We start from the raw sequence: 22,660 nt of genomic DNA on the forward strand, positions 1-22,660 counted from the left end.
AACACGCGGGTTTGTGAATGCAGAGCATCGTGTTTTCTGCCATCATCCAATCAACTGACCTCAGGAGACACCATAATGCGCATGCTTTGGTCCCTGCTCTGCTTTCTGGCGCTGCCAGTTTGGGCCGACGAACCACTGTCCGGCTGGGCGGTGTATCCGACCGTCAAAAGCTTTGACTCGCTGGTCGTAGACACCAAGACAGCCGTGAAGGAAAACGGGCTTATCGTGGTCACTCAGGCCGGGCCGACCAAAGCAGCGGCTGCGCGAGGCATAATTATTCCCGGAAACCTGGTCATCGGTGTATTCAACAACGACTACGCTGTGCGCGTTCTGGAAACGTCCGTCAGCGCTATGATCGAGGCGCCGATCCGATTCTATGTAACCGAGAACGAGGACGGCACCGCCACTCTTTCCTACAAAACGCCCAGCTTCGTCTTTGCGCCATATGTTTATGAGGGCGGAGAGCCCCTGCGAGATATCGCCATCGAACTTGACACAAAGTTTCAGGCCATCGCGGATTCTGCAGTCAAATAGTCACACTGGCGTGAACCGGCTTGCTTCCGGGCGCGTCCTCCGCAATCTCCTTTAAAACGAAATTTCGGAGCATAACTGATGCAGGACCTCCCCCCCCGCGCGGCTGATTTACTCGCCCAAAGACTATTCGAGGCCGGGTGCCGCCACGCTTTTGGTATGCCGGGTGGCGAAGTTCTGACGCTTGTGGATGCGCTTGAACAAGCCGGGATCAAATTTCACCTGACCAAACACGAAAACGCTGCCGGGTTCATGGCCGAAGCTATACATCACCGTGATGGCGCGCCTGCCATATTGGTCGCGACCCTTGGTCCCGGTGCGATGAACGGGATCAACGTCGTTGCCAACGCGTTGCAGGATCGAGTTCCAATGATCGTGCTAACCGGCTGCGTCGATGCAGACGAGGCGCTGACTTATACGCATCAGGTGATGGATCATGCGCAAGTTTACCGCTCTATCACCAAGGGGACATTTACCCTGACCGCTCAGGGGGCCGACGTCATCGCCGACAAGGCCGTGACGCTGGCCAACCGCCCTCGTCCCGGTCCTGTGCATATCGACGTGCCTATTTCGGTCGCAGATACCCGCGTCTCGGGTATCAAACGCCGCCGCCTGTCAAAGGTCGCTGCCGTTGCACCCGAAGGCAATTGTGTTGAAAAAGCACGTCGTTGGGTGGCCGAGGCAGAACGGCCCATAGCCATTGTTGGCCTGGATGTTCTCTATGATGACTCGCGTAATGTGGTGCAGGCGTTTCTAGAGCATTTCAGCATCCCCTTCGTCACCACCTACAAAGCCAAGGGCGTTGTACCCGAGGATCATCCGCTATGCTTGGGCGGTGCCGGACTGTCGCCGCTTGCTGACAAACATCTGGTGCCATTGGTTGAACAATCCGATCTGGTTCTGTGCTTGGGCTATGACCCGATCGAAATGCGCCCCGGCTGGCGCGAAATCTGGGACCCCGAGGAAACGCGAGTCATCGACATTTCGGCTGTGGTCAACGATCATTACATGCATCAGGCCGGGTTGAATCTGGTGGCTCACACAGGCGCGACGCTTGAAGCCATCGCCAAGGGTAACCCCGCCCGCGCAACATGGCCCGGTGGCGCACCTGCCCAAGTCCGGGCTGCTTTAGCGCAGGCATTCCCGAGCGATGAAAACTGGGGACCAGCGGCCATCATCGCTGAAACCCGCGCCGCCATGCCCGCTGAAACGCTGGCAACCGCCGACAGTGGCGCGCATCGCATCTTGTTGAGCCAGATGTGGAACTGCCACGAAGAACGTGGGCTTATCCAGTCCTCGGCGCTCTGCACCATGGGCTGCGCGGTTCCAATGGCCATCGGCCTAAAACTCGCCGAACCCGACCGTCCCGTCATTAGTTTTTCGGGCGATGCAGGGTTCCTGATGGTTGCCGGAGAGCTTTCAACCGCTGCCGAGATGGGCGGTAACCCGATCTTTCTGGTCTTTGTCGACGCCAGTCTTGCTCTGATCGAGTTGAAACAGCGGCAACGCCAGATGGGTAACATGGGCGTCGATTTCGACCGTCACGATTTTTCAGCCATGGGCCGCGCATTCGGGGGTAACGGCCACACCGTTCGCAACCGGGAAGAGTTGCGCATAGCGTTAAACGAGGCCATGAAGGCCACCACGTTTACCGTGATCGCTGCCGAGATTGACCGTGGAGAATATGATGGCCGGATCTGAAGGACCGTTGAAGGGGATCAAGGTCCTGGACCTAAGCCGCATTCTGGCGGGGCCGACCTGCACTCAGTTGCTGGGTGATTTGGGTGCCAGTGTTATCAAGATCGAAAACCCGGCAACGGGTGGTGATGACACGCGGCAATGGGGTCCTCCGTACGTCACAGACGCAGACGGAAACCAATCAGACCTCAGCGCCTATTTTATGTCGGCCAACCGCAACAAAAAGTCGGTGGCTATCGATATAGCCTCAGCAGAAGGACAGGCGCAGATCAAACGGCTTGCTGCGCATGCCGATATCCTGATTGAGAATTTCAAACCCGGCGGGTTGGCGAAATACGGGCTTGATTACGCGACCCTGTCCCAAGAATTCCCCAACCTCGTCTATTGCTCGATCTCAGGCTACGGCCAAACTGGGCCAAATTCCTCAAAACCCGGCTATGACCTTATGGCGCAGGGATATGGCGGGATCATGTCGCTGACCGGCGACGCCGAAGGCCAACCAATGAAGGTTGCCGTAGGGATTTCTGACGTGATGTGCGGGATGTATGCGTCTGTCGGCATTCTGGCGGCCTTGCGCCATCGGGATCAGACCGGTGAGGGCCAGCATATCGACGTGGCTTTGGTTGATACACAAGTATCCTGGCTGATTAATGAGGGCGTGAATTACCTGACCTCGGGCCAAGTGCCGCAACGGCGCGGCAACGCCCACCCTAACATCGTACCCTACGAGGTCTACGATACCGCAGATGGTCACGTCATTCTGGCGGTCGGGAACGACGGTCAGTTCCGCCGCTTTTGCGAATTCATCGGCCACCCGGCCCTTGCAGACGATCCGCGATTTGCAACAAATCCAGCCCGGCTGGAACACCGCGAGGCCCTGAACGCGATACTGCGCCCAGCGCTGCAATCTTATGACACCGCGACCGTGATTGCCGAGCTTGAAGCCCGCAAAGTCCCGGTTGGCCCGGTACGGACATTGGATCAGGTTTTCGCCTCGGATCAGGTTGCGGCTCGACAAATGCAGATCACCATGCAGGCCGGTCCGGGCGAGGTAAATCTGATCGGGAACCCGCTAAAATTGTCGCGCACGCCCGTCACCTACCGCTGCGCTCCGCCGGAATTCGGAGCGGACACTCAGACAGTCCTGAACGCGGAAAACCCGTTCGAAGATTGAAACACAACGCCTAATTCGGCAGCATGTTGCTGAAACATGCTGTTGAATCGGCGGTTTTTTTCAAGTTTTCCACACACGGCCTTTCACCAATTCGAGAGCAGCGGCGATACTGTTACGACGCCGTTAAAGTTCCTGCTACATCGATAATTGTGGAAATTTACAACTGGATCGGACCAAACGCATGAAACAAGATGTTTTCGGACAGATGAACACCCTCAGCCACCCGGCGAGTGTCGAGGCGTGGGATGGTGTCCTGCTTGGGTTCATGGCGCATTCGGCAAGTACCCCTCAACATCTGGGCAAAGTACTGGAACTTGAGCCCGACTTTGCGCTGGGTCATGCGATCAAAGGTCTGTTCATGGTATTGCTGGGTCGTCGCGAAATGACAGCGGTCGCGGTCGAAGCATTGGCCGCAGCAAATGCAGCGATGGAAAGACAGCCCGTATCCGCGCGTGAAAAACTCTATATTCAAGCGCTGGAGATGTATCTGTCCGACCTGCCCTCGCAAGCGATACAGAAATTCGAAGAGATACTTCGCTCGCATCCTGAAGATAGTTTGGCTATGAAGCTCAGCCATGCCACCCGGTTTGTGCTGGGTGATGCGGCAGGTATGCGCCGGTCCATTGAACGTGTGTTGCCCGCCTACGCGCCTGATCATGCCGGGCGCGGATATCTGCTGGGTTGCCACTCATTCGCATTAGAGGAAACCGGCGCTTATGAGAAAGCCGAGATTGCCGGACGCCAGGCGCTTTGGATGGTTTCGGATGATGCTTGGGGCCTGCACGCTGTAGCGCACGTGCATGAGATGACAGGAAATGCACAGTTGGGTCTGGATTGGCTGGCCGGGCGAGAGGATGCTTGGACCCACTGCAACAATTTTCGCTATCACGTCTGGTGGCACAAGGCACTGATGCATCTGGATCTGGGCCAGGTCGATCAGGTGATGGATCTGTATGACAACTACATTCGTCAGGACAAAACGGACGATTACCGCGATATCTCGAACGCGACCTCGCTGTTGTCTCGGCTTGAGCTGGAAGGTGTCGAAGTTGGCAACCGCTGGGAAGAGCTGGCTGATCTCAGCGCTGCCCGGACCGAAGATGGCTGCCTGATTTTTGCCGATCTTCATTATCTTTTGGCGCTGACCAGTGACAATCGTAGCGACGCGACCAGTAAGATACTAAAGCGTATCCAGAAGGACGCGCAGCGCAATCAGGGCGACACCCCGATCCGCATGTCCGATCCTGGTGTCGCGGCAGCCAAAGGCCTTGAGGCCTTTGGCGACGGTCTCTACGGTGCCGCATTCGACTTTTTGTCGAGCGCGCGCTACGGCATGCAACTGGCGGGTGGCAGCCACGCGCAACGTGATGTTTTCGAGCGCATCACAATTGATTCCGGCCTGCGCGCAGGCCGTTTGGATGCCGTCGAGCGCATCTTGGACGACCGTCGCGCCAAACGCGCCGGTGGCGAAGACAATTATGCCTTAGCGCGCCGCGCATTAATCGAAGCGGCACGCGACGACGGAGACGCACAAAGCGTTCCGGCGGAATAACAAAACAAAAAAAGACCAAAGAAGGACAGAACTCGTATGGCGACTGCATCGCCCGCTTCTGATTTTGCGCCTGTGGCGGCCTCGGCGGCCGCCCCTGTCAGCGTGCGCGACCCGCGACTGGATTTCTATCGTGGTATCGCAATGTTTATCATCTTAATCGCGCATATTCCAAACGACCCATGGGCCAAATGGATTCCCGCTCGGTTCGGATTTTCTGACGCCACCGAGATTTTCGTGTTCTGTTCGGGTATGGCCTCGGCCATAGCGTTCGGCGGAGCCTTTGCCCGTAAGGGCTGGTGGATGGGCACAGCTCGGGTCGCCTTCCGCATCTGGCAGGTTTATTGGGCCCATATCGCGCTGTTCTTCTTTGTGGCCATGTCCATGGCGGCGCTGAACCAAAGCGGGCTGTTCGAGAAAGACTATATCTCTGCACTGAACCTGCAGCATTTTTTCAATGACCCTGCCCCGCAGATCATTGGTTTGTTCACGCTGACCTATGTACCGAACTACTTTGACATCCTCCCGATGTATCTGGTGGTTCTGGCGATGATGCCCCTGTTCATGGGTCTGTCACGTATAGGGTTCTGGGCGGTCGCCACGGCATCCATCGGGATCTGGTTGATTGCCCAGACCGGCGCCTTGGCTTTACCGGCCGAGCCATGGTCGGACCGACAGTGGTTTTTTAACCCATTTGGCTGGCAGCTGCTGTTTTTCACCGGCTTCGCCTTCATGCGCGGCTGGATTCCCGCCCCTCCTGTGTCGAAAACCCTGATCTGGGCAGCGGTGCTGTTCCTGATCTTCTCGATGCCATTTGGGTCTTGGAAAGTGTTTTCCTGGATTAACGCAGCTGCACCTGATCTGGCTGACGAAATTCGCAAGGTCTGGCCACTCACCAAAGAGTTCCGCGACAAAACCGATTTTGGCCTGCTCCGGTACCTGCACTTCCTGTCTCTGGCCTATTTGGGCTGGGTTATCGCCGGAGAGCACGGACATCGCTTGATCGCTACTGGCCAAAGCGCGCTAGCCAAAATCTGGCAATTCCTGCTGACCTTGATCACTAAGGTCGGCCAACAATCGCTGGCGGTTTTCGTATTTTCCATGGCAGCGGCACGACTTATCGGCGTCGGATTGGACCTGAGTGGGCGGGATGTTGCCAGTGTATTCATCGCCAACATGATTGGCTTTGCGATGATCATCGGCGTGGCATACATGGCCGCTTGGTTTAAGTCACAACCTTGGAAGTCAAAGAAATGAATTTTACACGTCGCGCATTTTTGGCCTCGACTTCGGCACTTGCCTTCGCTCCGGCCACGTTTGCCACTGGCGGGGAAACCCCGTTTGATCGCAACGATGTCATCGCTTTGGCCCGCGATCTCGCCAGCCGCCCCTACGCCGAACGCGAGATGGTGCCGCAAGAATGGCAGGACCTTACCTATCAGCAGTATCGCTCAATCCGCTTCCGTTTGGATCGCGCACTTTGGTATGAGACCGAAACACCCTTCAACGTCGATTTCTTTACTCCCGGCCTGTATTTCCCACGCACGGTGAAGGTGTCGACGGTCGAGGACGGCATGGCAACGCCTGTGGCATTCGATCTCAGCATGTTCGACAAATCCGAGGACGTGCCGCAGCTGCCGATTGATGACACGCTGGGCTTCTCAGGTCTAAGACTGCGTACCGAGATGCATCGCCCCGGCGAAACCGACGAGTTTTGCGTCTGGCAGGGTGCCAGCTACTTCCGCGCCATTGGTCTGCACGAGGTTTACGGCCTGTCCGCCCGCGGTCTTGCTCTTAAAACTGGCGACCCAGATGGCGAGGAATTCCCTGAGTTCATCCGCTTTTGGCTGGAGCGCCCCAAGCCTGGTCAGCGAAACATGGTCGTACATGCGCTGATGGACAGCCCCAGCGTCACCGGTGCCTATCGGTTCGACGTCACTGCTGGCGCTGATTGTGTCATGGACATCGAAGCCACCCTGTTCCCCCGCGAAGAGCTACCTCACGTAGGCATTGCGCCCGGCACCTCGATGTTCCTTTTCGACGACACCAACCACAGCCGGTTCGACGATTTCCGCCCCGCCGTGCATGACAGCGACGGGCTTCTGATCCGCAATGGAGCGGGAGAAGTTCTATGGCGCCCGCTTGCAAATCCGACACGCCTACAGATTTCCTCGTTCGTCGATACAAACCCGCGCGGGTTTGGTCTGATGCAGCGCAAGCGCGAGTTCTCGGACTATGCGGATCTTGAGGCGAACTATCACAAGCGCCCGGGCCTCTGGGTTGAACCCAGTGGCGATTGGGGTAAGGGCACTGTCACTCTGGTCGAAATCCCCGCCGATCAGGAAATCTACGACAATATCGTCGCCTATTGGCGTCCAATGGAACCCTATACGGCAGGTAGCCAGGTCGACTTGTCCTATCGCCTGATCTGGGGTGAAGAACCCCAGCGAACCCCGATGCCGCGCGTGATCAACACAGCTATGGGTGAAAACACATTTGGCGAAGGGCGCTTGGCCGTCATCGACTTTGAGGAAAGCGAGCTGCTTGACGACCCCGAGGCGATGACCGTGTTTGTAAACTCACCCCATGCCGAAACATCCGAGGGCGTGCTGCAACGCAACCCTGACACCGGTGGTCTGCGGCTGGCGTTTTCCTTCGAACCGGGCGATCGCGACCACGTAGAACTTCGCGCGCAGTTGCTTAAAGACAAAAAGCCAGCCTCTGAAGTTTGGCTATACCGTTGGACCGCATGACCCAAGATCTGCATATCATGCCGCCCGAGGCTCCTTTGGCGATGCCCGCGCAGAATTTCGGCGCGGATTTCCGCGATGCGCAGGTGCCGCATGGCAAGCGCCCCTCGGCGGGGTTCTGGCGCGCTTTGGCGTTTTCGCCCGCAATGGCAGCAACGCTGGGTTTGCTTTGGGTTACGACCGACTGGTTCGGGTCCGAAGGGATTAACCTAATCGAGGCCATCCTGTTAGCACTGATCTCGTTCAATTTCTTTTGGATATCTTTCACAGTTTGCACCGTGCTTTTGGGCATGGTGTCCCTGTCGCGTCAGGAACAGCCCAATATAGGGGGCTGGGCGCAGCCCCTGCGTGTCGCTTTGTTGATGCCGGTGTACAACGAAGTGCCGTGGAACGTGCTGGGCAACGCCCGGACGATGCTGGAGGATCTGCGCGCGCGCGGCGGTCAGCACCACTATGCCATGTTCATCCTATCCGACACTCGCGATCCTGAAATTGCGGCGCAGGAACAGGCCAGTATCGAGGCGCTGCGCACCTCACTGGCCCCTGGGCTGGAGCTGTATTACCGCCGCCGCGAGGAAAACACTGATCGTAAGGTAGGCAACATCGCTGACTGGGTCAGCCGTTGGGGGGCCGACTGGGATGCAATGCTGGTGTTGGACGCAGATAGTTTGATGACCGGTCGCGCAATCCTGCGCCTGACGGATTCGCTGGCGCGCGATCCCGGCGCGGGGCTGATCCAAAGCTACCCGCAACTGATCGGCGCGCAGTCAGTTTTTGCCCGGATGCAGCAGTTCGCCAACGGCGTATATGGCATCGCCTTTGCCGAAGGTCTGGCCCGTTGGTGCGGTCAAGAAGGCAACTACTGGGGCCATAACGCGATCATTCGAACCAAGGCCTTTGCCTCGAGTGCGGGTCTGCCGAAGCTGCGCGCTTTGAATGGTCAGGAAAAACTGATCATGAGCCACGATTTCGTCGAGGCCGGTCTAATGCGCCGCGCTGGATGGGGCGTGCGTTTCCTGCCGCGCATTCGTGGTTCTTACGAAGAAACCCCGCCTACGCTGATCGACCACGCACTGCGTGACCGTCGTTGGTGTCAGGGCAACCTGCAGCACCTGAAACTACTGGGCTCGGCAGGGTTCCGTGCCGTGTCGCGGTTTCACATGTTCCACGGAGCGGTCGGGTATCTGATGTCGCCGCTGTGGTTTGCCTTGCTGGTGATGTGGGCGCTGATCGGTCAGGGCGAGGATGCCTCGGTCCTGCATTACTTCAGCCCCGACAACCCAATGTTCCCGCAATGGCCCGAGATGACCGAAACCCGTCACGTGCTGATTATTCTCGTGATGTACGCGATGCTGCTGGCCCCCAAGGTATTGGGCGTACTGGCCCTGCCACTCAGCGGTGTACGCTATGCGGATTTCGGGGGCGGGTCCAAGTTCCTGACCTCGTTTCTTGCCGAGGTGGTCTTGTCGATCCTCTACGCTCCGATCCTGATGGTGCAGCAGATGATAGCGGTGTTCCGCACTGCCCTGGGTATTCAAAGGGGCTGGTCTCCTCAGGCACGGGATGGTGGTAGTTATGGCCTGAAGACATTGGTGATGTGCCACACGCTGGAAACCCTCAGCGGCATTGCGCTGAGCGTTGGAATCTTATCCGGCCTCGTATCGATATGGCTCGCCCCGATTGCTATCAGCCTAGCGCTGGCAATCCCCCTGTCCGCACTCAGCGGTGTGTCTGCGGGCGCTGCGCGCCGCATGGTCGGGATGAAAGAGGATATCCGCGAACCTGCAATTACCCGCGCTGCCCGGCGTCACCGGAACGAACTTAAGCGTTTGATCGAGGGCAAAGGCGTCATGACCCCTGCCGAGTGATCAACCACCCGGCAGGCCTTCGTACCAATCCACCATCATGTCTGCCCAACCCGAGGGCACAGTGTGCCCCCCCGGAAACAGCGCGAACTCCAGCGCGCTGCCTTCGGCGCAGGTCGTCCAGCGGCGGCGCATGAACTGGTCTGTTGTACTGAAGCCAGTGGGTTTGGTGTCGACACACCCGTTGGCAACCCGCCAGATTTCAAGCCCAGCAAAGATATCGCCCTGGTGATAACGTCCACCGCCCAACAAACGACCTTCCAACGGCACGACGTTGTCAGTCCAGCCATGGGTGTGGAACATGCGCACCGGTCCATCGCAAGATTCAGGATGAGGACGCCAAAACCCACCGGAAACTGGCACATAAGCCGAAAATGTATCCGGCGCGGCGCAAGCAAGATAGTAAACCATGAAAGCACCTGCAGAAAATCCACCTAATACGGTCCTCTCGGGATCGATTCCAAACCGGTTCGCTGCGTCCTGAACCACTTCGGTTAGAAATGCAGCCTCATCCCGTTCGCCAAAACCTGGATAAAAATTCCAGCTTTTGGTGCCATCCCGGTTTGGCCGCTCTAACCCTTCGGGTGCCATCACGGCGTAACCACGCGCCAGTAGCGGTTCGACCATGCTGCGGTTCTTCATGGTCCCAGTGCCGCTGCCCCCATAGCCGTGAAGGAAAACGACCAGTGGCGGGTTTTCTGCGTCTGGCAATTCGATGTGGTAGCCGCCAGATGCGGTTTCGCACATCGCCTCTTGATCGTCGCAAGCGGCCAACCCGGCCTGCCCCGCCATCGCCAGCCCGGTTGCCAAGGTGAAAGCCCGGATCATCCTGTCTCTCCTAAATCGTGTTGCACCGGCAAACCAGTGCGCACCCAACCCGGTCCCGCAGCAGAACCCAGCATACCCTCGGGCACGTCGATGATGTTTGTGAACCCCGCCTTGGTCAACTGATTACTAAGACGGGCAGAACGTACACCGCGCGCGCAAATCAGCGCAATCGGAGTGTCGCGATCACCCTCGGTCAGTTGTGCCAGCGCGTGCTCGAAATCCTCGCGGCGCATATCCAGCGGATGCGCCCCTTCTCCAACTCCGGTGGCCTCCCACTCGCGTGGCGTGCGGATATCCACCAGGACAATTTCACCGGACAGTGCCCGTTGATGCGCGTTTGCAACGCTCAGCTTACCGCCTGCATAAGCCTGAGGGACCAAGCGGTATTCCCGAATGGCAAAGCCAGCGACGATGGCTGCACCTCCGCCCCACAAAACCCATCGCCGTGTTCGGTTCGCGCTTCTGGCCACGCGGTGCACTCCTATCCTGACAGTGTGTTTTTAACACAGCCTTGATTTTGAATCCGCGTCGAAATTCAGGCTTTGGATCAAGTTAGCGTCATTTTTTCGCACCTGAAAATATCTCTTCCGCGCAGGCATAGAACTGAGTGAAAAACTTGCAATAGCTGGACAGTTAGAAAATTATCCTTACAAAATCAGGACTACTTTTGACCGCTCAGACCGGAGTATCGCACTTGTCCCTATTCCTCATCGCGGCCCTTCCCTTCCTCGGAGCTGTTTTCCCAGCCCTCCTGATCCGGGCAGGACGAAACGCAGCAGCTTCAGCCGCCGGGCTGACAACCTTTCTGGCGCTTATGGGGCTGTTGATCCACATCCCATCGGTCATGCGCGGGGATGTTGTGACTGCACGGTTCGAATGGATACCAGCACTGGGATTGAACGCGAACTTCATGTTGGACGGTCTAGGGTTTCTGTTTGCCCTGTTGATCCTTGGGATCGGATTGCTGATCATCCTCTATGCGCGGTTTTATCTGTCGCGCGAGGACCCGATGGGGCAGTTCTATACTTACCTGCTGCTATTTCAGGGCGCGATGGTCGGAATCGTTCTGTCGGACAACATTCTACTTTTGCTTATTTTCTGGGAGCTTACGTCGCTAAGCTCATTTTTGTTGATCGGTTATTGGAAACATTTACCCGAGGGCCGTCAGGGCGCGCGAATGGCGCTGGCAGTAACCGGCGGCGGCGGTCTGGCGATGATTGCCGGGATGCTGATCCTCGGCAATATCGTGGGTTCTTATGATCTAAGTGTCATTCTACAGAACAAAGAGCTTATCCAGACCTCGCCTTACTACATGCCCGCGCTGATCCTGATCCTCTTGGGTGCTTTCACCAAATCGGCACAGTTCCCGTTCCATTTCTGGTTGCCGCACGCGATGGCGGCACCGACACCGGTTTCGGCTTATCTGCACTCCGCAACTATGGTGAAGGCTGGGTTGTTTCTGATGGCGCGGATGTGGCCGGTGCTGGCTGGAACTGAAGCATGGTTCTATATCGTTGCGACGACCGGTCTTGTGACCATGCTGATCGGCGCTTGCATTGCCCTGTTCAAGGATGATCTAAAGGCGCTTCTGGCATTTTCGACCGTGTCCCATCTGGGTCTGGTTACGATGTTGTTGGGTTTTGGCACCAAATTCGCCGCAGTTGCAGCAGTGTTCCACATCATTAACCATGCGACTTTCAAGGCCGCCTTGTTTATGTCTGCCGGTATTGTCGATCACGAAACTGGAACGCGCGATATCAAGCGTTTGGGCGGTCTGCGTCACTTGATGCCGATCACCTTTACCATCGGTACGATTGCAGCGCTGTCCATGGCTGGCCTGCCCCCGCTGAACGGCTTCTTGTCCAAGGAAATGATGCTAGAGGAAACAGTCCACACCACGTGGCTGAACTCGCATTATCTGGTGCCGGGACTGGCATTGCTGGCCGCAGTGTTCTCGGCCGCCTATTCGTTCCGCTTTATCAGCCACGTTTTCCTTGGCCCGGAACGCCACGACTATCCGCACCATCCGCATGATCCGCCAGTTGGACTGTGGCTGGCCCCAGCCTTCCTTGTCGTACTTGTGGTTCTGATCGGATTGTATTCGGCGGCAATCGTCGGGCCACTGGTCGCCGTGGTGTCCAGCGCTGTGATTGGCGGAGAGAAACTGCCCTACTACTCGCTTAAACTGTGGCACGGCTTGACGCCGGCACTTTATATGTCGGTAGTTGCCACGTTGGGCGGCCTGTTCCTGCTGGCATTGCACCGTCGTGGAGAGCAGCTTTGGCACGCTCTCCCCCGCCCCGAAGCAAAGGTTATCTTCGAGGCCACAATCGGCGCGTTTACCACTTTCAGCCGTTGGATTACCGATACGCTGCATAATGGAGTGATCAGCCGGTATGCGATCATCCTTGTCGCCTTTACGGCAGGGCTTGGCTATTACGCCTTTACCACCGGCACCATTGGCCCGGAAACGCGCGACCCACTGCCCATCCAGGTCATTCCCTTCATCGGCTGGATCTGTTTGGTGGGCGCAACGCTGGCGATCATGTGGTTCCACCGCAACCGCTTGCTGTCTCTGGTTCTGATTGGTGTGGTTGGGCTGATTGTATCGATGGCGTTCAACTACCTCTCGGCCCCGGACCTGGCACTGACCCAAATCTCGGTCGAAGTGGTGACAATGATCCTTCTGTTGTTGTCGCTGAACTTCCTGCCCACGGATACACCTTGGGACAGCAGTGCAGCACGTCGATGGCGCGATGCGGCAATCTCGGTCGTGGCTGGCCTTGGCACCGGCGGGTTGATCTATGCGCTGATGCTCCGGGACTTTGCCTTCCCGACGATCTCGGAATTCCATTTGGCAAACTCGTACAAGGGCGGCGGCGGAACCAACGTCGTAAACGTTATTCTGGTCGACTTCCGGGGATTTGATACCTTCGGCGAGATCATCGTTCTGGGTATTGCGGCGCTAATCATCTTTGCCCTGACCGAGGCCGTTCTGGGCACCAATGTCCGCGCCTATTTGCTGAACCGCAAACCGCATTGGCCGCAATCGGGGGATTCGCATCCGCTCATGATGGTGGTGGCAACCCGCGTGATGATGCCGATTGCACTTATGGTGGGCGCTTACATTTTCTTCCGGGGGCACAACCAGCCAGGCGGTGGATTCATTGCAGGCCTTGTCGTCGCGATTGCTTTCCTGATGCAGTACATGGCCAGCGGTTACACCTGGGCCATCGAACGACAAAGGTTCTACTACCACGGCACGATCGGATGGGGCGTGCTGATCGCAGCCGCGACTGGCATCGGCGCTTGGTTTAACGAGCGCCCGTTCCTGACCAGCGATTTCGGTTACATCAACTGGCCACCTCTGGAAGAGTTTGAATGGGCCACCGCCATCCTGTTCGACACAGGCGTGTTCCTTGCCGTTTTGGGCGCAGTAATGCTGGCGCTGGACAGCCTGTCACGCTTTGCTTGGCAGCCGGGTATGGCACAAGAGTTCCCGATGGACATCAATCCATTGCGAGACAACCCATCGGATGAAGAACAAAAGAAGGAGCAGGCCTGATGGAAGCGCTCGTAGCCTCAGCCGTAGGCATTCTGACCGCCGCCGGGATTTTCCTGATCCTGCGCCGTCGCACATTCCCGGTCATTCTGGGCCTTTCGTTGATTACATATGCGGTGAACGTGTTCCTGTTCGCGACTGGACGGCTGGCGCTGAACGCGCCTGCTGTTTTAAACAAATACGAAGATGTACCCTATACCGACCCTCTGCCGCAGGCTTTGGTTCTGACGGCAATCGTGATCTCGTTCGGCATGACGGCGGTCATCGTTATGGTTGCGCTTTCCGCCTATCTGTCCTCGAAAGATGACCATATAGACATGACTGCACAGGACAGCGTGGACGCGCAGGGAGAAGACGCATGAACCACTGGATCGTTGCGCCGATCGTCCTGCCCGCGATTCTGGCTCCGTTCATCATCATGGTCTTGCGGTACCATCTAGACCTTCAGCGGATATTCTCGGTCGCCGGAGTAGTCGGCCTTTTGGGCATCGCCCTGACCATAACCGCACAGGCAGCGGGTGGAGATATTCAGGTCTATGAGCTGGGCAATTGGCCCGCACCGTTTGGTATCGTCATGGTTTTGGACCGTTTGTCAGCCATGATGGTGTTGCTAACGGCGTTGATCGCGTTGCCCGTTGTGCTTTATGCCATCGCGTCAGGCTGGGATGACCGAGGTAAACATTTCCACGCGCTTTTTCACTTTCAGCTCATGGGTGTCTGCGGAGCCTTCCTGACTGGCGACGCCTTTAACTTGTTCGTGTTCTTCGAAGTGCTGTTGATCGCCTCCTATGGTTTGATGACGCATGGGGGCGGATCAGTTCGGCTCAAGGCCGGGGTGCAGTATGTGGCCTATAACCTGATTGGCTCGACGCTATTTCTGTTTGCACTGGGTACGCTTTATGCCGTGACCGGAACGCTGAACATGGCGGATATGGCGGTGCGCGTGGCTGAATTGCCCGCTGACGATACGGCCCTGCTGCGCGTCGGCGCAGTACTGCTGCTACTGGTATTCTGCATCAAGGCGGCCGTTCTGCCGTTGCATTTCTGGCTGCCCGCCAGCTATGCGAATGCGCCTCTGCCCGTGGCTGCTCTGTTTGCGATTATGACCAAAGTCGGGGCCTATTCGATCATACGGATGTACACATTGGGCTTTGGCCCAGAGGTCGAAGCAACGCAAGGTCTTGTTGGCGCATGGCTACAACCCGCTGCGCTGCTGACACTGGCCATTGGTGCCATCGGCACATTGGGTGCGCAACATATCGCACGTATGGCGGCGTTCTGCGCCATCGCTTCTACAGGTACTTTGCTGATTGCGATTTCGCTTTTCACAGAAACCGCTACCGCCGCCGCACTTTACTACATCTTCCACTCGACCCTTGCGACAGCGCTTATTTTCCTTGTGGCCGACTTGGTTATGGAGCGCCGAGGCGGAGCTATCGCGCCCACCGCTCCGATGCCGCAAAGTGGGTTGGTGTCAGCTCTTTTCTTTGTCGCAGCGATCGCTCTGGCCGGCATGCCGCCACTGTCCGGTTTTATTGGCAAACTGCTGGTGCTTGACGCGGCACGCGACGCGCCGGATTCCACTGCAATCTGGGCCGTGATCCTAATCGGTTCATTTGTGACGATCGTCGGCCTTGCGCGTGCAGGTACTCTCATTTTTTGGAAAAGCCACGCCGCTGAATACAACCCGGCACCGAAGGACGGAGATGAGGAGGCAAGCGCCCTACCCGCGCCCGAGCCAAACCCCGGCCTTGCGTTTACAGCGGTTTTCGGCGCGGTACTCGGCCTTGTCATGCTAACCTTGTTTGCCGGTCCTGCCCTAAACTACGCTGGCAAAACGGCTGAGCAATTGTTTACACCAGAAGACTACATTTCTGCCGTACTGGGAGGAGAAGAATGATGAGGATTCTGCACCGGATTTTTCCGCACCCTCAGCTGACGTTCCTGCTGACCGTAGTTTGGGTATTACTAGCCAATAACGGATCCCTGAACTCGGTTGTGTTTGGTCTTATTCTGGGGATCATCATTCCCTTTATCACTCAACCCTACTGGCCAGATCGCCCCAAGCTACGCAATTGGCCGATGGTAGTTGAGTATATGCTGGTGGTTTTGTGGGATATCGTAATCGCCAACATTACGGTTGCCCGTATCATTCTTTTCAAACGCGACGCAGACCGGCAGCCCAACTGGGTTTGCATACCGTTGGAACTGCGCACACCCGAAGCGATCACAGTGCTGGCCGGTACCATCACCATGACACCAGGAACCGTAAGCTGTGACCTATCGGCGCAAGGGCACAACCTGCTAGTCCATTGCCTTGATGCACCCGACACCGATGTCGTACGCGAACAGATCAAGCAACGCTATGAACGCCGCCTGAGGGAGATTTTCGAATGATCGATGTAGCGATCTGGTTTGCCTTCGCCTGTTTCGGGGCGGCCATCATGTTGTGCCTGTATCGGATCATCTCGGCCGAGGGCGTGGGCACCCGCGTACTGGCGCTGGATACTATGGTGATCAACACTATTGCCCTAATGATCCTCTACGGCTTGTATCTGGGAACCGAGATTTTCTTCGAAGCCGCAATGATAATCGCCATGCTGGGCTTTGTCTCAACCGTGGCCTATGCGCGCTTTATGCTGCGCGGCAACATTATCGAGTGAGGGCGACATGACATTCCTCATAGAACTGCTGATCGCCTTTTTTCTGATCGTGTCGGGCATTTTCGGCTTTGTCGGCTCTTACGGGATGATAAAGTTGAAGGATCCGATGTCCCGTCTTCATGCGCCAACCAAGGCGACCACTTTGGGCGTGGGGGGCGTATTGCTGGCATCGATCTGCCACTCGGTCTTGCTAGAGGGCTCACTGTCCCTGCATGAATTGCTGATCACGCTCTTCCTGTTTCTGACAGCCCCGATCACAGCCCTGTTCATTGCCAAATGGCATATTCATCGCCATGAAAAGCCTAGCGACCTGCCGGACGCGGGCGAGGATGAGCTTTGGGCCACCCACGCGGTCGAACAGGTCGAAGACGTTCCAGACCACAGCAAAACCTGAGATCAATGTACCAACCTCCGCTTCCTTTGACCCGTGATCTGGTTTTGATTGGCGGCGGACATACCCATGCGCTGGTGTTGCGGAAATGGGGAATGAACCCGCTACCCGGTGCACGGGTGACGGTGATCAATCCAGGTCCCAGCGCACCCTATTCGGGCATGCTTCCGGGCTTTGTCGCCGGGCATTACAGCCGCAGTGAACTGGACATTGATCTCGTGCGGCTGGCACGGTTCGCTGGCGCTCGCGTAATCCTCGGCCCTGTTGAAGGCATCGATATAGACAGGCATCAGGTTCATGTGCCTGGTCGTCCTCCGGTGGCTTTTGACGTGGCTTCGATCAATGTTGGCATTACCTCGGACATGCCCGCTCTGCCGGGTTTCGCCCAACACGCTGTTCCGGCAAAGCCGTTAGGGCCGTTTGCAAAGCGATGGGCTGAGTATCTGGTTGGTACCGGCCCAGCTTCGGTCGTTGTTATCGGAGGCGGCGTCGCCGGAGCAGAACTGGTGATGGCCATGGCTTATGCCCTGCGCATAAAGGGCCGCAGCGCGAAAATTACATTGATCGACAATGCCACGATCCTGTCCTCAACCGTGAACAATGCCGCCGCTACAATTCGCAGAGCAATGGCTGAACTTGGAGTTGAATTAATCGAAGGGGTTAGTATTTCGCGCATCGACAAAGATCACGTCGTTCTTGACGACGGCCGCGAAATTTCAGCCGACTTTGTGACCGGTGCTGCCGGGGCCCGCCCCTATGATTGGATTGCCCAGACAGGGCTGGATTTGCATGATGGTTACATCCGCGTGAACAGCCACTTACAGTCCAGCGTCCCGACGATCTTCGCTGCCGGTGATTGTGTACACTTGTCTGAGAACCCACGCCCCAAGGCCGGAGTATACGCGGTACGAGAAGCTCCCATATTGTTCGGCAACTTGCGGGCTGCTTTGGGTACGGGGCAGATGCGGCGTTATCAACCGCAGAAGGATTACCTGAAGCTTATCTCGCTCGGTGGAAAATCCGCGCTGGCCGAACGATTTGGGACTTCATTCAGCAGCTCATTGATGTGGAAATGGAAGAACCACATCGATCAGGCGTTCATGAACAAGTTCCGCGACCTGCCCGCAATGAAACACGCTCTGCCGCCCCAACACGCTGCTGGATTGCACGAAGCACTGGGTGCAAAGCCCATGTGCGGCGGTTGCGGTGCTAAAATCGGGCGTGGTGCGTTGCAAACTGCACTGAACGACCTGCCCCAGCCAAAACGCACCGATGTCACGCCCTTGCCCGGGGACGACGCCGCGTTGTTGCAAACTGGCGGAGCGCGGCAGGTTATGACCTCGGACCATCTACGCGGTTTTACCAACGACCCGGTTCTGATGGCCCGTGTCGCTGCCGTTCATGCGTTGGGGGACATTTGGGCCATGGGCGCAAGCCCCCAGGCGGCAACAGCCACCATCATTCTGCCCCGCATGTCCCCTGAACTGCAGCACCGAACCATGTCCGAGGTCATGGCCGTAGCCTCCGAAGTCATACGTGAAGCCGGCGCTGAAATCGTCGGCGGCCACAGCTCTATGGGCGATGAGTTGACCATCGGCTTCACACTGACCGGTCTGTGCGAAAGCGACCCTATTACACTGTCAGGCGCGCGTGCTGGGGATGCGCTAATATTGACCAAACCGCTGGGCAGCGGCGTGCTTATGGCCGCTGAAATGGCTGGACGGGCTGACGGGCATTGGGTCGCAGAAGCTTACCTCCAGATGGCTCACCCACAAGGTGAAGCATCCCGCATTCTGGCCACGGCCCATGCAATGACCGACGTGACCGGCTTTGGCCTAGCTGAGCACTTGCTTGGGATGTGTGAGGCATCAGACTGCGGCGCGACACTCGAATTGAACGCAATCCCCCTAATGGCTGGCGCGCTGGAGCTGAGCGCACTTGGTATACGGTCAACGATTTTCGATGAAAACCGGAGCCTCGTCCGTGACTTGCCGTCCGGCGACAAGGTCGACCTTTTGTTCGATCCGCAGACGGCTGGAGGGTTGTTGGCCGCTGTACCAGCGGAACATGCGCAAAGACTATGCGAAAAGCTACGGCACGCGGGTTATCCTGCGGTCATCATTGGGAACATGACGGATACCCCAGGGATACGCCTTCAGGATTGACCCAGAATGTTTTCAATACGCGCAGCTGCGTCCTTCAAACCAGCCTCATCTAGCGAAGACATACTGACCTGAGCGACGACCTCCGCCGCGCGTACCCGGCGGGACTTCGTGTAGGCTGGGTCGTAATGTTGTTCCATCAACGCCCTTGTCAGCGCTTTTTTCTCGTTAGCATCGATGAGAGCAAACCAGCTATCCACCACCTCATGCCCTCTATGGGCTCGTAGCGGACTCAGGCGCTCCCGCAACCGATCTGCATCTGACAGGATGTCGTCGTAGGCTTGGACCAGATAGGCAGTGCGAGTATCCAACGGCGCGTCGATTTGGATACGCGGCGCACTACACAACGCGGTCCAGAGGCTGGGCGGCACGATCAACGAACCAATTTTGGACGATTCCGCCTCAACCACTACTGGGTGCGCCGTGTCCAGTTTGCACAAAGCTGATGCCAGGGCAGATTCGAAGGCTTTCTGACTCGGCTGCCCGCCCGGCATTTCACCTAACAAGGAACCGCGATGGTTAGCCAAGCCTTCAAGGTCCAAAACCTGCACGCCGCGCGCGTTAAGACGCTTCAGCAAGTCTGTCTTGGCCGTTCCTGTATACCCGTCCAAAGCCACCAACGGGTGCGGCAGAGGATCATCATAAAGGTATCTGTTTACGAGGCGGCGATATGTACGGTACCCGCCATCCACCACCTCGGCCCTCCAACCGATCTGTTGCAACATCCACGCAAACGAACCCGATCTCTGGCCACCGCGCCAGCAATAAACCAAAGGGCTCCACCCGCCTTCATGATGCGACAGGCTTTGCTCAATATGATTTGCTGCGTTGCGAAACACCAGTGCAGCACCCAGTTTTCGGGCCAGAAAAGGGCTTTGCTGGACGTAGATGGTGCCGACCTTTGCACGCTCGTCATTGTCCAGAACGGGTAAGTTAATGGCCCCGGGTAGGTGATCCTCGGCAAACTCCGCAGGACTGCGCACATCAATCACCGTATCAAACTTATGCGCAAATATGCTGGGGAGATCGTTGAAACTCAAAGCCATATCCTAGGTCTATCTTGCGATTCTGAGAATGAAAAGGAACGCCTCAGGCCGGTATCGGTTCGATCAGCTCCGACCCACTTGCTCTGTTCGAGTTCACGGCAGGATCGACACGGTAAAACTCCAACACGTCTTCAGCGCCGGGCCGCATCGATCGAGCGGCCCCCTTTCCCGCCTCACCCAACCACAGTGGCCAGTCATCTGGTTCTAATATTAGCGGCATTCGATGGTGAATGGTGCTGAGGTACTGGTTGGCTTGCGTCGTCACGATGGCACATGTGCCCTGCCGGTTTTCGTCAGTGCCCCAGTACTGCCAGACCCCGGCAAACGCGATTGGTGCGTTGTCTCTGCGATGGATGTACCAAGGCAAACGGTCTCCCTGTTCGGACTTGGTCCATTCGTAGAATCCAGTGGCAACGAGGAGGCAACGCCGCTCGCGGCAGGCTTCGCGAAATGCAGGTTTTTCGGCCAGAGTCTCGGCCCGCGCATTGATCAACAGTGGCCCTGCGGTCTCGGTCTTGTACCAATGCGGTAGAAACCCCCATCGAAGCGGATCCAGCCTTCGCCCGGTCTCGCTCGCCCGCACCACATGCACTTGATTGGTCGGGCATACGTTGAAATTCGGAACGGCTGGCAGCGTGTTTGCTGGTCGTGCAGAAAACAGCTGTGCCATCGCGTCATTTGGAAGGGTTATTGCAAACCGTCCGCACATAGGTAATGAACCATCATTAATCGTTTCATACAGGCACAGGGTGTCACGGGGTCACATGCAAAATCAAACAGCGAAAACCCTTAAAGGCAAGGCTGTGGCGGCTTTGGAAGCCGGCAAGCTGCAACAAGCGCTGAAGAAAGCTCAGCTGGGTGCAAAAAAATTCCCCAAAGATTCAGATTTTCACGCAATCTCGGGCTTTGTTCTGACCGAGCTGAAGCAGTACAAAAAATCCATTCCGCATTTCATTGAAGCGTCACGGATGAAACCCGACGATCCGCAATTCGTGGAGAATCTGGCAAACGCTCTTATGCAGACCGGGCAAATCCCCAAGGCATTGGAATATACAGAGCAAAAGCTGGAACAATTCCCAAATAACCAGGAATTGAACCGCGTTTTGGATGAGATCCACCTCAAGGGCACCAACTGGCGCATGATCATCGATTATGCGAGCAAAAAGCTGGAAAACGAACCCGAAGATGTGAATCTTCTGTCTAAGCGGGCACAAGCTTATTCGAAGATCGGGTTTGTCGACGACCACTCACGCGATCTGTCTCGCGCTTATGAATTAGACCCAGACAATCTAAAAATCGCCTTCCAGAAATCCGTGAATTTACACCAGAGCGGAGACAAGAAAGCATCGCAAGACATCCTGCGGCGTATTCTTGACGAAAAGCCGGAACATTCACAGGCCTTGCTGCAAATGTCGACAATGATTTCAAAAGAAGACTCTCCACAGCTAATGGCGGCCGTGGAATCTGCCATTTCCAACAACGACAACGAATTATTGGAGTTGGAGTTCGCCAAGGCTCATTTGATCTCAAAAATGGATGGGTTGAGTGCCGCCATGCCGCAATTTCTGCGAGCAAACAAAATTCAGCATAGCGGCAATCCATATGACGCCGCCAAAGAAGAGGTCAGACTGAAACGGATCGTTGGTCTGTTCCCTGTTGGGGTCGAATTACCAACGTCCGGTATCAATGAAACTCCGGTTCCGATCTTCGTTCTGGGTCAACCCCGTTCAGGGACCACGTTGATGGAAATGATGCTAAGTTCCGCCTCGGAAATCGCCGGGTGCGGAGAGCTGACATTGGGCGGCGATCTTTCCCGACAGTTCGAACGCGAAGGCTGTAGCTTCGGCGGCGCTGAAGCTCAGGAAATTGCAAAGCAATTCCGCGAGTTAATGCCGCCGCTTCCAGAAGGTTCTGCCGCCTTTGTCGATAAGATGCCACATAACTACCAGCGTGCCGGTTTCCTGTTGGCCGCGTTCCCCAATGCTAAGATCATCAATATGCTGCGTGATCCCCGCGACGTTGGTCTTTCGAAGTGGATAAGACGCTTCCCAGCAGGCGGCATGCGTTACGCGTCAAACCTCGAGGCAATTGCCCATTCGGCGAATTTGTACCGTCGATATATGGCCCATTGGAATGAAGTATTCGGAGATCGGATTCTAACCGTTCCTTATGAACAACTGGTGGCTGACCCGAAATCCTACAGCCAAAAGGTTGCCGCGTTTTGTGACATCAAATGGAGCGAGACGATGATGCGCCCCGAGGAGAATACCAAACACGTCAGAACAGCAAGTGTTGATCAGGTCCGAAACAAGATTTCAACCAAGTCGGTCGGGGGATGGCAGAGCGTATCCGAGCACTTGCGCCCTATGCTGGACGGCTTTGATCCGGCGTTATGGCCAGAGTACGACTTGGGGTAGCAGCAACGATCAAAGGCCGCATCA

The 22,660-nt window shown here is 56.7% G+C and carries 19 protein-coding genes; 15 read left to right on the plus strand and 4 right to left on the minus strand.

Annotated features, from left to right (window positions below):
* Positions 1-75: 75 nt before the first annotated feature.
* From ACR0L3_RS09140 to mdoH, 7 genes are all read left to right on the plus strand, one after another.
* A complete protein-coding gene (locus ACR0L3_RS09140) occupies positions 76-534 on the plus strand; it encodes a DUF302 domain-containing protein (protein ID WP_480745392.1) in 459 nt (152 codons plus the stop codon).
* 78 nt (positions 535-612) lie between these two features.
* On the plus strand, positions 613-2,232 hold the full coding sequence (locus ACR0L3_RS09145) for a thiamine pyrophosphate-binding protein (protein ID WP_480745393.1): 1,620 nt from the start codon (positions 613-615) through the stop codon (positions 2,230-2,232).
* The gene (locus ACR0L3_RS09150; protein WP_480745394.1) at positions 2,219-3,403 is read left to right on the plus strand and encodes a CaiB/BaiF CoA transferase family protein; all 1,185 of its coding nucleotides are present in this window, start codon (positions 2,219-2,221) and stop codon (positions 3,401-3,403) included. Before ACR0L3_RS09145 ends, ACR0L3_RS09150 begins: the two co-directional genes overlap by 14 nt.
* Positions 3,404-3,584: 181 nt before the next feature.
* On the plus strand, positions 3,585-4,955 hold the full coding sequence (locus tag ACR0L3_RS09155; protein WP_480745395.1) for a tetratricopeptide repeat protein: 1,371 nt from the start codon (positions 3,585-3,587) through the stop codon (positions 4,953-4,955).
* Positions 4,956-4,991: 36 nt separating this feature from the next.
* Complete coding sequence (locus ACR0L3_RS09160; RefSeq protein WP_480745396.1) at positions 4,992-6,209, plus strand: OpgC family protein; 1,218 nt, start codon at positions 4,992-4,994, stop codon at positions 6,207-6,209.
* Positions 6,206-7,705 (plus strand): OpgD/OpgG family glucan biosynthesis protein, encoded by a 1,500-nt coding sequence (locus ACR0L3_RS09165; protein ID WP_480745397.1) that lies wholly within the window; start codon positions 6,206-6,208, stop codon positions 7,703-7,705. Before ACR0L3_RS09160 ends, ACR0L3_RS09165 begins: the two co-directional genes overlap by 4 nt.
* On the plus strand, positions 7,702-9,570 hold the full coding sequence (gene mdoH, locus ACR0L3_RS09170) for a glucans biosynthesis glucosyltransferase MdoH (protein ID WP_480745398.1): 1,869 nt from the start codon (positions 7,702-7,704) through the stop codon (positions 9,568-9,570). The genes ACR0L3_RS09165 and mdoH overlap by 4 nt, the downstream gene beginning before the upstream one ends.
* Here the strand turns inward: mdoH and ACR0L3_RS09175 are convergent, their stop codons facing one another.
* Together ACR0L3_RS09175 and ACR0L3_RS09180 are read right to left on the minus strand one after the other, a co-directional pair.
* A complete protein-coding gene (locus ACR0L3_RS09175; RefSeq protein ID WP_480745399.1) occupies positions 9,571-10,395 on the minus strand; it encodes a CE1 family esterase in 825 nt (274 codons plus the stop codon).
* Positions 10,392-10,865: a rhodanese-like domain-containing protein gene (locus tag ACR0L3_RS09180; protein WP_480745400.1), complete on the minus strand. Its 474-nt coding sequence runs from the start codon at positions 10,863-10,865 to the stop codon at positions 10,392-10,394. The genes ACR0L3_RS09175 and ACR0L3_RS09180 overlap by 4 nt, the downstream gene beginning before the upstream one ends.
* A gap of 224 nt (positions 10,866-11,089) precedes the next feature.
* Here ACR0L3_RS09180 and ACR0L3_RS09185 point away from each other — a divergent pair, with 224 nt between their 5' ends.
* The 7 genes from ACR0L3_RS09185 to selD are packed head-to-tail and all read left to right on the plus strand — an operon-like array spanning position 11,090 to position 19,176.
* Entirely contained in the window at positions 11,090-13,960 is a 2,871-nt protein-coding gene (locus tag ACR0L3_RS09185) for a monovalent cation/H+ antiporter subunit A (RefSeq protein WP_480745401.1), read from the plus strand.
* Positions 13,960-14,319, plus strand: a complete 360-nt coding sequence (locus ACR0L3_RS09190) for a Na+/H+ antiporter subunit C (protein WP_480745402.1) — start codon at positions 13,960-13,962, stop codon at positions 14,317-14,319. The genes ACR0L3_RS09185 and ACR0L3_RS09190 overlap by 1 nt, the downstream gene beginning before the upstream one ends.
* On the plus strand, positions 14,316-15,857 hold the full coding sequence (locus ACR0L3_RS09195; RefSeq protein WP_480745403.1) for a monovalent cation/H+ antiporter subunit D: 1,542 nt from the start codon (positions 14,316-14,318) through the stop codon (positions 15,855-15,857). The genes ACR0L3_RS09190 and ACR0L3_RS09195 overlap by 4 nt, the downstream gene beginning before the upstream one ends.
* Positions 15,857-16,354, plus strand: a complete 498-nt coding sequence (locus tag ACR0L3_RS09200) for a Na+/H+ antiporter subunit E (RefSeq protein WP_480745453.1) — start codon at positions 15,857-15,859, stop codon at positions 16,352-16,354. Before ACR0L3_RS09195 ends, ACR0L3_RS09200 begins: the two co-directional genes overlap by 1 nt.
* Entirely contained in the window at positions 16,351-16,620 is a 270-nt protein-coding gene (locus ACR0L3_RS09205) for a K+/H+ antiporter subunit F (protein WP_480745404.1), read from the plus strand. The genes ACR0L3_RS09200 and ACR0L3_RS09205 overlap by 4 nt, the downstream gene beginning before the upstream one ends.
* A gap of 7 nt (positions 16,621-16,627) precedes the next feature.
* Positions 16,628-17,014, plus strand: a complete 387-nt coding sequence (locus tag ACR0L3_RS09210; protein WP_480745405.1) for a Na+/H+ antiporter subunit G — start codon at positions 16,628-16,630, stop codon at positions 17,012-17,014.
* A 5-nt stretch (positions 17,015-17,019) separates the two neighbouring features.
* Positions 17,020-19,176 carry a selenide, water dikinase SelD gene (gene selD, locus ACR0L3_RS09215; RefSeq protein ID WP_480745406.1) on the plus strand — a complete coding sequence of 719 codons (2,157 nt, stop codon included), beginning with the start codon at positions 17,020-17,022 and terminating at the stop codon, positions 19,174-19,176.
* Here selD and mnmH read toward each other — a convergent pair.
* Both mnmH and ACR0L3_RS09225 read right to left on the minus strand, forming a co-directional pair.
* Positions 19,167-20,219, minus strand: coding sequence for a tRNA 2-selenouridine(34) synthase MnmH (gene mnmH / locus ACR0L3_RS09220; protein ID WP_480745407.1), 1,053 nt, complete (start codon positions 20,217-20,219; stop codon positions 19,167-19,169). The genes selD and mnmH overlap by 10 nt on opposite strands.
* Before the next feature lie 43 nt (positions 20,220-20,262).
* Entirely contained in the window at positions 20,263-20,928 is a 666-nt protein-coding gene (locus ACR0L3_RS09225; RefSeq protein WP_480745408.1) for an SOS response-associated peptidase, read from the minus strand.
* Positions 20,929-20,983: 55 nt separating this feature from the next.
* Here ACR0L3_RS09225 and ACR0L3_RS09230 point away from each other — a divergent pair, with 55 nt between their 5' ends.
* Complete coding sequence (locus ACR0L3_RS09230) at positions 20,984-22,636, plus strand: tetratricopeptide repeat-containing sulfotransferase family protein (RefSeq protein WP_480745409.1); 1,653 nt, start codon at positions 20,984-20,986, stop codon at positions 22,634-22,636.
* Positions 22,637-22,660 lie beyond the last annotated feature (24 nt).

The organism is Ruegeria sp. CK1 (assembly GCF_056536545.1).